Origin of the sequence: Tychonema sp. LEGE 06208, from assembly GCF_015207505.1 — a bacterium.
Taxonomy (GTDB): Bacteria; Cyanobacteriota; Cyanobacteriia; order Cyanobacteriales; family Microcoleaceae; genus Microcoleus.
Window position 1 is genome coordinate 1 of sequence record NZ_JADEWT010000160.1, and the last position, 12,064, is coordinate 12,064.

9 protein-coding genes are annotated in these 12,064 nt (G+C 46.3%); 3 read left to right on the forward strand and 6 right to left on the reverse strand.

The genetic code is table 11. The annotated features are described in order from the left end of the window. Positions 1 to 124: 124 nt before the first annotated feature. A complete protein-coding gene (locus IQ263_RS26295; protein WP_194071024.1) occupies positions 125 to 637 on the reverse strand; it encodes an adenine phosphoribosyltransferase in 513 nt (170 codons plus the stop codon). 403 nt (positions 638 to 1,040) lie between these two features. Here IQ263_RS26295 and IQ263_RS26300 point away from each other — a divergent pair, with 403 nt between their 5' ends. Continuing rightward, complete coding sequence (locus IQ263_RS26300; RefSeq protein ID WP_228050380.1) at positions 1,041 to 2,207, forward strand: pyridoxal phosphate-dependent aminotransferase; 1,167 nt, start codon at positions 1,041 to 1,043, stop codon at positions 2,205 to 2,207. A gap of 359 nt (positions 2,208 to 2,566) precedes the next feature. Here the strand turns inward: IQ263_RS26300 and IQ263_RS26305 are convergent, their stop codons facing one another. Continuing rightward, on the reverse strand, positions 2,567 to 3,340 hold the full coding sequence (locus IQ263_RS26305) for an RNA polymerase sigma factor SigF (protein ID WP_194071025.1): 774 nt from the start codon (positions 3,338 to 3,340) through the stop codon (positions 2,567 to 2,569). 441 nt (positions 3,341 to 3,781) lie between these two features. After that, positions 3,782 to 4,624 (reverse strand): photosystem II manganese-stabilizing polypeptide, encoded by an 843-nt coding sequence (gene psbO, locus IQ263_RS26310; RefSeq protein ID WP_194008047.1) that lies wholly within the window; start codon positions 4,622 to 4,624, stop codon positions 3,782 to 3,784. A 297-nt stretch (positions 4,625 to 4,921) separates the two neighbouring features. Here psbO and IQ263_RS26315 point away from each other — a divergent pair, with 297 nt between their 5' ends. Beyond that, a complete protein-coding gene (locus tag IQ263_RS26315) occupies positions 4,922 to 5,368 on the forward strand; it encodes a hypothetical protein (RefSeq protein WP_333196714.1) in 447 nt (148 codons plus the stop codon). A gap of 86 nt (positions 5,369 to 5,454) precedes the next feature. Here the strand turns inward: IQ263_RS26315 and IQ263_RS26320 are convergent, their stop codons facing one another. Further along, the gene (locus tag IQ263_RS26320) at positions 5,455 to 6,996 is read right to left on the reverse strand and encodes a calcium-binding protein (RefSeq protein WP_194071026.1); all 1,542 of its coding nucleotides are present in this window, start codon (positions 6,994 to 6,996) and stop codon (positions 5,455 to 5,457) included. Positions 6,997 to 7,125: 129 nt separating this feature from the next. Here IQ263_RS26320 and IQ263_RS26325 point away from each other — a divergent pair, with 129 nt between their 5' ends. Continuing rightward, complete coding sequence (locus tag IQ263_RS26325; protein WP_194071027.1) at positions 7,126 to 7,308, forward strand: hypothetical protein; 183 nt, start codon at positions 7,126 to 7,128, stop codon at positions 7,306 to 7,308. Positions 7,309 to 7,543: 235 nt separating this feature from the next. On the opposite strand, the gene IQ263_RS26330 is transcribed toward IQ263_RS26325, so the two are convergent. Together IQ263_RS26330 and IQ263_RS26335 are read right to left on the reverse strand one after the other, a co-directional pair. Further along, entirely contained in the window at positions 7,544 to 8,875 is a 1,332-nt protein-coding gene (locus IQ263_RS26330) for a sensor histidine kinase (protein ID WP_194071028.1), read from the reverse strand. Between the two features lie 26 nt (positions 8,876 to 8,901). Further along, the gene (locus IQ263_RS26335) at positions 8,902 to 11,952 is read right to left on the reverse strand and encodes an ATP-binding protein (protein WP_194071029.1); all 3,051 of its coding nucleotides are present in this window, start codon (positions 11,950 to 11,952) and stop codon (positions 8,902 to 8,904) included. Between the last annotated feature and the right edge of the window lie 112 nt (positions 11,953 to 12,064).

The window sequence follows — 12,064 nt, forward strand, 5'->3', positions numbered from 1 at the left end:
ACTGACTACTGACTACTGACTACTGACTACTGACTACTGACTACTGACTACTGACTACTGACTACTGACTACTGACTACTGACTACTGACTACTGACTACTGACTACTGACTACTGACTACTGACTAATACTCAACTAAGGTAACAATTGGCACATCAGGCAATTTCTGCCTGCCGCCCAAAGCCTGCAATTCAATGACAAAAGCAAAACCGATAAGCTCGCAGCTTGCTTGCTGCAACAACTGAGCCGTTGCTACCGCCGTTCCGCCAGTGGCGATCAAATCGTCCACAACCAGCACCCGGCTGCCGGATTTCATCGCGTTTCGGTGCATCTCCAGTTGATCGACACCGTACTCCAACTCGTACTCAGCAGAATAAACTTCTCCTGGCAGTTTCCCCGGCTTGCGGACAGGAATAAAGCCTATTCCCATTTTATAAGCCAAGGGCGCGCCAAAGATGAAGCCCCGCGATTCCATACCCACCACATAGTCAGCAGACATTGCAGAGCATTTTTCGGCTAAGCTGTCAATGGTGTAGCTGAGGCCTTGCGGGTTGGACAGCAAAGTTGTAATGTCTCTAAACATTATTCCCGGCTTGGGGAAATCAGGAATGTCGCGAATCAGAGATTTGAGATCCATAAGCTTGCAGGTCGGTGTTGAAGGTAACGAGGAATCAAAAATGGTACAATCATAGCGCCAATCGATTTGAGATTTGAGATTTTAAATTTAAGATTTGAGATTCACACTAAAATCTAAATTTTCGGGGTCTAAATTTTGGGGCTGCCGGCGAACCTCTCTGGGGCTTGTCTCCCTATGCAGGTGAGGTGAGTCGATTTAAGATTTGAGATTTACTCCACAGATGCAATCTGGGCCTTAAACTAAGGTCTAAATTTTTGCTGAGAACTTCTTTAATTTTTATTTGTAAATTGTTTAATCCTTTGCGTACTATGTAAACAAATGTCATAATTCCCTAACACCAGGGTTGAATATCAAGATTTGTCAACCTATGATCTAAAGTCAAAAATATAGTATCTAAAATCCAATGATCGAGTTGACAGCACGAGTGGGTGAGGTTCTTCCTTCGATAACCTTGGCGATCGCAGCTAAGGCGAAAGCCATGAAGGCCGCAGGAATAGATGTCTGTAGTTTGAGTGCGGGAGAACCAGACTTTGATACGCCCGAACACATTAAAACAGCGGCTAAGCAAGCTCTGGACGCGGGGAAGACTAAGTACGGCCCAGTGGCTGGAGAACCGCTGTTAAAGGCTGCGATCGCCCGCAAACTCCGCGAGGACAACAATCTCAACTATCAACCGGAAAATATCATTGTCACCAACGGCGGCAAGCATTCCCTCTACAATCTGATGATGGCTCTGATTGAGTTTGGAGACGAAGTAATTATTCCGGCTCCCTACTGGGTGAGTTATCCAGAAATGGTCAAACTCGCCAGCGGCACACCCGTAATTGTACCGACAGATGCTTCGACAGCATATAAAATTACACCGGAACAACTCAACCGAGCGATTACTCCTAAAACCAAGTTATTTGTGCTGAATTCGCCTTGTAACCCGACGGGAATGGTGTACTCTCCAGCGGAAATCAAAGCCTTGGCCGAGGTGATAGTCGATCGAGATATTTTAGTCGTTTCTGACGAGATTTACGAAAAAATTATATATGACGGCGCTCAACACGTCAGCATCGGTTCCGTGGGTAAAGAAATCTTCGCTCGCACGATCGTTAGCAGCGGTTTTGCCAAAGGTTACTCGATGACAGGCTGGCGCATTGGCTATTTAGCCGGGCCGGTCGAACTAATCAAGGCCGCGGGTACCATTCAAGGTCACAGTACCTCAAACGTGTGTACCTTTGCACAGTACGGCGCGATCGCAGCTTTGGAAAGCAGCCAAGAGTCTGTCGAAAAAATGCGACTAGCTTTTGCCGATCGGCGTAAAGTAATATTTGAATTGCTCGATGCCATCCCCGGAATTAGCTGCATCAAACCAGACGGTGCTTTCTATATGTTTGTCAACATCAGCAAAACGGGAATGACTTCTCTAGAATTTTCCGACGCTTTCCTAGAACAGCAACAAGTAGCAGTTATTCCTGGGATTGCCTTTGGTGCAGACGACCACATTCGTTTATCTTACGCCACCGATTTAGACACAATTAAAAAAGCTGTAGAAAGGCTCGATAAATTTGTCGGAAGCATCTAAAAATTAGTCATTAGTCCTCAGTCATTAGTCATTAGTAGCAAATGACTGTTGACTGTTGACTGTTGACTGTTGACTGTTGACTGTTGACTGTTAGCTGTTAGTTGTTAGTTGTTAGCTGTTAGCTGTTAGCTGTTAGCTGTTAGCTGTTAGTTGTTAGTTGTTAGTTGTTATTAGGAATTGAAAATTGGGAATTCGTAGCAAGTAACCAATAACCAATAACCAATAACCAATAACCAATAACCAATAACCAATAACCAATAACCAATAACCAATAACCAATAACCAATAACCAATAACCAATAACCAATAACCAATAACCAATAACCAATAACTACTGACAACTGACTACTGACTACTGACTAAAGCTGCTTCGTCATAATTTCCTTGAGCAAATCGAGTCCCTTCTTAACTCGCCGAGAAACTGTTACCGCACTGATACCCAAGCGTTCGGCGGTTTCCTTCTGAGTCAAATCGTAGAGAAAAACAAACTCCAATATCTCGCGAGTCCGTTGTTCCAACATCGCCAAAGCTTGCTGTACGCGAATTCGATCCTCTTGGGCCAACTGAAAACTCCGATACTTGCTATCGGGCATCAATTCGCCCAGACTTGTCGCACCCTCATCTTCATCCTGCATCGGCGCGTCCAAACTCAGAGGCGATCGGTTGAGGTGGGCCAACTTAATTTCTCGCCATTCTTCAACAGAAACCTCAAGCACTGCGGCTACTTCTGCATCCGTAGGTTTGCGGTTGAACTGCACCTGCAAATCCTTGATTGCTGCGACAGACTTGCGTTCCAGGGACTGCCAGTGGCGGGGAAATCGCACCGAAGGGCTTTTGTCTCGCAAGTAGTGTTGAATTTCGCCCCGAATGTAGGGAATTGCAAAGGAACTAAAAGCGTGTCCCCTCGACAGATCGAATCGCTCGATCGCCCTAATCAACCCTATACACCCGACTTGCTGCAAATCGTCGTAGCTTTCACCGCACTGGTTGAGCCAGTGGTAAACTTCTTTTCTCACCAGTCCAATATTCAGTTGAACTAACTGATTGCGGACTTCATTCGAGCCAGAATCTTGGTACTCGCGCAACAATTGCAAATTTTCGTTTTTTAGCTCGTTCGGGGCTGTGGTAGACATGGCGGCATAAGGGTTGGTAGAGCAGAGGACTGATGTTGCTTTATATCTAGTTTCCAATCTAGCTTAACAAAAAATATTTATAGGTGGTGTAATCCTAGCACTTAATCGTTGTGACAGCGAACACGCGAGTTTGATTTTGGGAAGGCGCAGAGATTTGAACTGATTATCCCAAGGTAGGAATTCAAATTTAACGGCAATTTTTTCACACCGCATTATAAGCTGAAAACGGTTTAAAAGCAAAACTTTAAATAATTAAAAATCGTCTCTTAATAAATTGCAACTCAATCATAGTTTAATCATAAATTTATTCATTAGTCAACAGTCTTCAGCGATCTTGCTAAAGACTGTTGGCTAATGAAGAGCGAGCAGTAGCTTGAGGCCAAAAAACTGCTCTAGTTCGTTGGCGAAGCCCTCGCAGAGGATCGATCCAAAAAGCCAATTTTACGAAACAGAAGGCTCGATGCGAGCGTAAAATAAACCGCGAATTTTCACATCCAAAGCAGGTCTAGCTCCCAAATCAGTATCAGAAGTCTGCAAGCTTTCAAAAATCCCGCCTATTTCGCCAGTGGCGCTGTTGACTTTTGCAACTTGCAGAGAAATTTTGCCCGCCTTTGTGTTGGTGTCAGCCAACTTCACATTAGAGCGTTTGAGTTTGGAGTTGTCAGTAGCCGGAAGCGCTACAGCATGGTCGTAACCAGAGGCTACCCCGCGAGCTTTAGGGTCTAAAAAGGTACCGCTGCGGTAAGAAGGAACGTTAAAATTTCCTCGCAAATCGGTGGAAGTATTGATAGCAACCACTCCTGGCTCGGAACTGGCTACCAGTTCTTTAATAGTGAACAAGAAAGGTACTTGCTCTCCGCCCGGTAACAGAATCGTAATTGCTTGAAAGTCCAAGCCATCTTCTTCTGTAAAAGTCAGAGTCCCATCCTTACCAACTTCTAGCGTACCTTGAACTTGGTCAATGCTCGACGTGAACCGAGTCAGCACTTTACCAGGCACAAATTCTGCCTCTTGGCGTTTGTTTGCTGGTTCTTCCTTCACAAAATAAGTTGTGGGCTGCAAACACATACCAGTCAGTTTATAGGTTGCGCCCGCTTCAATAGGGATAGATCCGCGAGAAGTTTCTGCCAAACTAGGGCAGTTATTTGCCAATCCAGTACCTTTGATCTGGTCGTAGGTGAGTAACTCGGTAGTCGCCACCGTTGTATCAGGAGCCGAAGAACAAGCAACCAGCGCACTCATGCAAAATGCTAAAAGTGCAACAATTAAAGCACGATATTTCATTGCCAACCTCAATCTCCAACATCGGATTATATTAAGAAAAAGCCCTATTTCGAGCAAAATACAATTGCTCGCGGGCAGGCCGGGCCCGTGCAACCATCCGAAAGCCATCACCGAGTTTGACTCAAACAGTCGAGCTAGCTACTGCGGTGAAATTAAGCCTTGACTTAGGATTTCTCAAAATTTTCGGATCGTCGCCCAATACACATGGTACGACGGGTTGTGCTCTTTTCCTGACTTGAGTTGCAAATTAATATTGCTTAGGTCAACCTACTTAAGTTACGTTGCTCCTAGCCCCGAATGCCGATCGCCACTAGCTCGATTAGTCGGTTGACACCAGTGGCCCCGGAAAAACGCCTTGTAGATTTCAAAGGAAGCAGCAGTATGGACAACGGCACAAATTTAGAGTCAGAAAAGTTGCAGTCTCAACTGCAATCGCTGACACAGGCGATTCGGACTTTAGCCGAAAGTTGTCAGGGAGACAGCGTACTGCTTTTGGCTTTGCTGCGAGCTTTGGAAGCTTCGCACCAGGAAATTCGGGACGGTTTGTTTCAAGCGTCTTTTCCCGACAACCGCCAAGCAATGTACAAACTGATCAGGAATATTGAAGCCAATGGCGGCTGGCCTTACATCCAGCGCATGAAACTTCGATCGCTCTTGGGGTACAGCAAACAATTATCTCCCCTAGAAGATTCTGCGGCCGAGTCTGAAAACGACTCGGCCGAGACTGAGCAAGGCCTTAAATAGCCTAAGCGATCAGTTATGAGTTATGAGTTTTGAGTTGGTGAGTTTGACATTAACTCAAAACTCATAACTGAGTTGCCCTCGTGCCCCTAGAACCCGAAAGGTGTAGGAGGTACGGGTGTCGGACTCGGCAGCATCGAAGGAAAAATCTGCGTCTGGCCAGGCATTGGCAACAGCCCGGGAGTAGGAGTCGGGGCGATCGAACTAATTGACACCATCGAATCAGGTGCCGTAATAGTCGGCGCAGTCGGAATCCTCGAAGCAGTCGGAGTCGTCGCCGGAGTCGGAGTCGTCGCCGGAGTCGGAGTCGTCGGCGCAGTCGGAATCCTCGAAGCAGTCGGAGTCGTCGCCGGAGTCGGAGTCGTCGCCGGAGTCGGAGTCGTCGCCGGAGTCGGAGTTGTCGCCGGAGTCGGAGTTGTCGCCGGAGTCGGAGTTGTCGCCGGAGTCGGAGTCGTCGCCGGAGTCGGAGTCGTCTCCGAAGTCGGCCTGGAGCTAAACGTCCCGCTCACAGAGATAAAATCATTGGCATCAATCAGCGCCGATGGAGTGTCTACCAAAATCGCTAACAGCTTGCCGTCGATCGTAATTACAGTATCTCTGAGATTTGCGCCGTTACCTTGGCTCACTTGCAGTTGACTGAAAGATAAAGTGTTAGGCAGTCCAAAGAAATCCTCTGCCTCATTGTAATCAGTAATTAAAACCAAACTTCCCGGGCCCGCTCCCAATCCAAAGACATCGCTGCCGCTACCGCCAGTCAGAGTATCCGAACCCTCACCTCCGATCAGAGAATCATTACCCTCTGCCCCAAATAAATTGTCATTACCGAAACTGCCCAGAATTGTATCGTCACCTAGACCACCGGCCAAGGAATCATCGCCAAAACCGCCGTCTAGAACATCATTACCTTTGCCACCGAAGAGGAAGTCGTTGCCTTCATCTCCCATTACCGAGTCATCGCCTAAATCGCCGCGAAGCGTATCGGAACCGCTGCCACCAAAAACCGTATCGTCAGCCTTCCCCCCGAATATTTGGTCGTTGCCGGAGTCACCGAAGAGCGAATCAGTGCCGTCATTACCATACAAAGTGTCGTCGCCGTCGGCACCGAGGAGATAGTCGTTGCCGTCACCGCCAAACAGTTGATCTCCGCCGCTACCGCCGTTGAGAGAATCATTCCCCGAATCTCCGTAGAGAAAATCGTCATCAGCATTCCCGAACACCGAATCGTCGCCGTCACCCCCCACCAGGCTGTCATTGCCAGTACCGCCGGCAATCACATCAAAGCCCGCGTTGCCGCGAATCACGTCGTCGCCGGCATCTCCGAATACAGTGTCTAACCCGTCGTTGCCTTCGAGGACGTCGTTGCCCAAACCGCCGAGAATTGAGTCGTCGCCGTTTCCGCCTAAAGCAAAATCGCGGCCTTGGTTGCCAATGAGTTCGTCATTTCCTTCGCCCCCAAACAGCGAGTCTGCTCCGTCGCCTCCGAGCAGTTGGTCGTTGCCCGCGTCCCCCTCTAGGGTGTCATCTCCTCCCGCACCCAGGAGCGTGTCATCGCCATCTAAAGCACGAATTCGATCGCCCTGCGGAGTTCCTAAAATAAAGTCGTTGCTGTCTGTGCCGATCAGGTTTGCCATAGGGGATACACCGCTCCTTAATCAAATCAATTGTTTTAAAGTATGTCAATCGCCTTCATGACAAGGCATTGCTGCTTGCCTACGTTAGCATAGTTGAGATTTGGGCCATCTTGCCTAGGAGTGGGGGAGATGGCTGCGAGTGTCTTGATGGGCGATCGTCAAATAGTTATAGCGATCGTACATTTTTCTCGATCGCGACTTATTTCAAATCTGTTAGCATCGGAATTATTCCTATCTCTCGACCTCTGCGTGAATCTGCGTCAATCCCTTGTCATCTGCGGCTCATACATTCTTTTCTTTTACCGCAGATGAGGGCAGACAAACACAGATTAACGCTGATAAATTAGAGGGATTTCGGTTGTAACATTCATCCGTTATTGTTGATTTTTGACTGGATTTGAATTGCTCGGTGCCGCCGGAATTAATATTACGCGTCCCGACCTTCAAACCCGATTTTACCAATAAATTAACGGTAGATTTTTATAGTTGGCGTTGCCGGTTTGTGTGATTGATTTTCACGATAATAAATTTTTGGCGAAGTGCACCCCTACAACTTTTGTTTATAATATTGTCCTAACTGACTAATGCCTTCTACCTGGTATTTTTTTTCTGCCACAGGTAGCTCGATCGCAAATTCAGTTCCCTCGCCAACCACAGTGTTGCAATTCAACTTACCCCCATGAGTCTCTTCGACAATCTGGCGGGCGATCGCCAATCCTAATCCAGTGCCTTTTCCTATCGCCTTCGTTGTGAACAAATGGTCAAAAATCTGCTGTTTGACTTCTGCCGTCATTCCCGCGCCGTTATCGGCAATTGTAATTTTGATGTGGCGATCGTCCAACATACTGGTACGAACCGCGATCCTATTGGGATTGGCTTGGATTTCCGCAAAACTGCGTCCTTGACTTGACTCTTCTAGGGCATCGATCGCATTTGCTAGCAAATTCATCAAAACTTGGTTTAGTTGACCGGGAAAGCATTCGATTTTCGGTAGATTATCGTACTCTGTGACAACTTCGATCGCCGGACGGTGTTCGTTAGCTTTTAGCCGGTGGCGCAGAATTAACAAGGTGCTATCGAGCCCTTCGTACAGGTTGAAAAGTTGCTTGGTATTGCTATCGGAACGGGAGAAAATACGGAGACTTTGGCTGATCGATGTAATGCGAGATCCTCCATCTTCGATCGCCTGAATTAACTTCGGTAAATCTTCTCGCACGTAATCGAGGTCGATCGCTTCTAATTCATCTTCAATTTCTGTACCGGGTTCAGGGAATTTCTCGCGATAGAGATCGATGATACTCAATAAATCATGGATGTAATCTTGGACAGCACCGACATTGCCCACAATACAACCGATCGGATTATTAATTTCATGGGCAACTCCAGCCACTAATTGCCCCAAAGCCGAAAGTTTCTCCTGTTGTACCAATTTCAGTTGAGCCTGTTGCAATGCCTGGGTACGTTCTACTACTTGCTTTTCTAAACTATCCGTCAGCCATTTCAGTCGCCAGTGGATTTTCACCCGCGCTAGCACTTCCGCTTCTTCAAAGGGTTTGGTGATGTAATCGACAGCACCTAACGATAAGCCTTTGACTTTATTTTCGGCATCAGCTAAAGCCGTCATAAAAATAACTGGAATTCCTTTAGTTGCAGGATTTTCCTGGAGGTGCCGACAGGTTTCAAAACCATTCATTTGCGGCATTTCAATGTCAAGCAAAATTAGTTCTGGTTGGTGGCGTTTCACTAGGGTGAGAGCATCTTCGCCATCAACCGCCATGCGGACTTTATAGCCAGCAGCTTTTAAGGATTGGGACAACACAAATAAGTTAGCTTCATTGTCATCCACAATTAAGATAAACGGTCGGGTTGAGTATGACATAGGTGTCGGTTTCCGGTTCGAGGGTGTTAAGGGAGGTAGTGTTGAATAAATGCCCGCAATTGTTTGAGTTGGCAAGCTTCGGCAAGGCGGATAAGTTCTCGGGTAAAGGCAGCCGTATTCGTATCCTGAATTTGCCCAGCAATTTCAATGATGCCATCGAGTTCTCCGTCTTCGGCTAACTCAAAGAGTTGATGCAAGATTGTGGGTTCAGGTGGCTGCATTCGATCGGGGGCAAGTTGAGGATTCTGCTTCTGTGGATTGTTGCCGTCATAAATCCAATCTAATTGTAGATATTTTTGCAGGAGTTCTAGCAAAATTTCGGCTTGCACGGGTTTGGGTAAGAAATCATTTCCCCCAGCATCTAGGCTTTTGTGCCGATCGCTCTCAAAGACGCTGGCAGAGGAGACGATAACAATTTGGTTGTGCAGTTGGGGAGACGATCGCACTTTCTCTAAAAACTCAAACCCATCCATCACGGGCATCGCTAAATCAGTAATAATTAAATCCGGCGAGAATTTCAAAGCCTGTTCGATACCTTCTTGTCCATTGTTAGCTTCGATAATTTCAAAGCCGATGGGTTCTAGCAGATTAACCAACACCGAACGATTTTCCCAACGATCGTCGATGATGAGAATTTTGCATTTTGAACCTGCATAACCCTCGATCGCCCCTTGCGGCATCACTCTAGAAGAGGCTGCCCAATTTTTAGCTTCAGGCAGTTCTAGTTCAAAGGAAAAGGTGCTGCCTTCGCCTAACACACTTTGAACATCGATTTTGCTTTGCATCAGCTCGATAATTTTGTGGGTAATTGCCAATCCCAATCCAGTTCCTTCAGCTTGCTTTTTGATATCGCCGACTTGCTCAAAGGGGAGGAAGATTTTCTGGATTTGTTCTGGAGTCATACCCACTCCAGTATCTTCTATCTGGAAGCGAATTTTTGGAGCGATGGATTCAATCTTAAAAGTAACGCTACCGATCTCGGTAAATTTGATGGCATTGCCCAGAAGGTTGATCAGAACTTGACGCAAACGTTTTTCATCTACCCACACACCTATAGGTAATTTTTCGTCAACTTGAAAATCGAAGATAATCCCTTTTTGTTCCGCACGAATGCGATTGATTTCGACGACGCTTTGCAACAAAGAAGGCAGGTGCAAGGCTGTGGGATGTAGTTCTAATTTTCTGGCTTCGATTTTGGCAAGCTCCAATACATCGTTAATTAGATTCAATAAGTGAGAACCGCATTGATAGATGATATCGATGCCGTTTTGCCCTTTTTCGGTGAGAGGTTCGCTGCGTTTTAAGATTTGGGCGTAGCCAAGAACACCGTTGAGGGGGGTGCGTAATTCGTGGCTCATGTTGGCAAGGAATTCGCTTTTGGCTGCGTTGGCGCTGTCGGCAGTTTCTTTTGCTTGCTGAAGTTCTAAACTGGCTTGCTGAATTTCCTGAAATTTGTCTTGCAGAGCAATTGCCATGAGTTGGAAGTTACTAGACAGGGTGTTAATTTCGGTAATTGAACTGGCTGGAATTTGTAGCGATTGTTGTTCTGTGAGTTTATCGGGTAAATTGCTGGTGAGATTGGCAAGTTCCAGCAAGGGTTTGACTAAACTGCTGCTAATATATTTTGCCAAAACAGATGCCAGAATGGCGATCGCCATCAGAATAGCGAAGCTTTTGGTATAAATTCCATCGAGTGCTACCAAATGGGGAGCGTTGGCTTCTTCGATCGCCACTATCCAGGGAAGATCGCCACCAATTGCGCTCTTGTACACGTAAAATGACTTTCTCCAGCGCACGACTTTAGCCATGTTGGGAATATTCGGTATCCAAATGTGGGTGTTTCGATCGATCCGGTAGATTTCACCGTTTTTATCTCGATCGAAGGGTTGCCCTACCTTCAGCTCGTCACGAGTGCTAGCAATCACCCGATCTTGGCTATCTAGTAAACTCATCAGCCGAGTCGATCGGCTTGTCGATGGGATTTGACTCTCTAGCCACCTTTGTTTCACGGTATTTACATCGATTTCTGCAACAATTTGACCCACTAGGCTGTCGCCCTGCAAAATAGGTACTGTTTGAAAGATCGTCGGTGCGTTGGATATCGCCATCACCTCAGAAAGTATTGGCTGTTTTGCTTTCAGTAAAGCCTGAAACGGCAAATTGTCCAGTTTAGCAGCCTTTTCAGTGGCGTTTTTCTCCTGGGTGGAATTGAGAATCTGTCCGTCTGTATTTGTAATGTAGAGATTGCGAAACTCGGAAATTGTTTGTTGAGCAATTTGAATTTTTTCCTGTATTTGGGAACGGTTTGATGGATTGCGGTCTTCAATGCTAGATGCTAGAGATTCCAATTTTACCATACTTTGTTTGTGCCAATTCAGCAGGTCGATACTAATATTTTGTCTGGTGTCTTCTAGATGAACTAAAACATTTTTTTCTTGAACAGAAGTGGCATCCTGACAGTTCCAAACAGTCAGTGCCAGTGCTGGCAGCAAGACAAAGGCTACTAGCAAATTGAGAAGAGTTTGTTCAAAAGCATGAGTTTTGATAGTGTTGGCACGCAGCCACTTGGTAATGGGCGTGTGAGTCAAAATTAGACTGGCAATCAGGCTATTACAAATTTGATTGACGGGATTTTTGAAGGAAATTAATAAAACAGTTTGAGGGGGGATTTCACCGACAAAAGCATAGAGCAACCAAAGCAGGGGAAATCCGATAATTCCCCAATAAAAAACATCAAGGAGTAATAAGTTGCTGCTGCGATGTCGCAATCCCCAACCCACAAAAATCGCTTCCAGAGTGTAGAGAATAAAGCCATAGGGATGGTGCCACAGCAAAATTGTATAGAAGCTGGAAGTTGCGGCGGCGATCGCGCCCCAACCCAACCCGTACAGCCTCACAACCAACATGACAAAAATACTGCCAAATAGCCAGTCTATATGGAGGATGATGGGGATTTTGAAGTAATTGCCCGCATACCCTGCCAATAGCAGAGAAAGTAAAACAATTGTCGATAGCAACCGATATTGCGACTGGTTTTTGTTGTTCCGCGACTTCCCGAACTCTGCAATATTTGCCACAACAGTCTCCTTGATTAAGGTTAAAATTACGCAAATCAGATTTAGACTCAGTTCCAGTTATTCTATAGCAATCCTTACAGGAGTCGTAAATATTTTTACCCCACCCCAACCC

Coding starts and splice junctions, on each gene's coding strand:
- IQ263_RS26295 (WP_194071024.1), bottom strand. CDS start 637: ATGGATCTCAAATCTCTGATTCGCGACATTCCTGATTTCCCCAAGCCG.
- IQ263_RS26300 (WP_228050380.1), top strand. CDS start 1,041: ATGATCGAGTTGACAGCACGAGTGGGTGAGGTTCTTCCTTCGATAACC.
- IQ263_RS26305 (WP_194071025.1), bottom strand. CDS start 3,340: ATGTCTACCACAGCCCCGAACGAGCTAAAAAACGAAAATTTGCAATTG.
- psbO (WP_194008047.1), bottom strand. CDS start 4,624: ATGAAATATCGTGCTTTAATTGTTGCACTTTTAGCATTTTGCATGAGT.
- IQ263_RS26315 (WP_333196714.1), top strand. CDS start 4,922: ATGCCGATCGCCACTAGCTCGATTAGTCGGTTGACACCAGTGGCCCCG.
- IQ263_RS26320 (WP_194071026.1), bottom strand. CDS start 6,996: ATGGCAAACCTGATCGGCACAGACAGCAACGACTTTATTTTAGGAACT.
- IQ263_RS26325 (WP_194071027.1), top strand. CDS start 7,126: ATGGCTGCGAGTGTCTTGATGGGCGATCGTCAAATAGTTATAGCGATC.
- IQ263_RS26330 (WP_194071028.1), bottom strand. CDS start 8,875: ATGTCATACTCAACCCGACCGTTTATCTTAATTGTGGATGACAATGAA.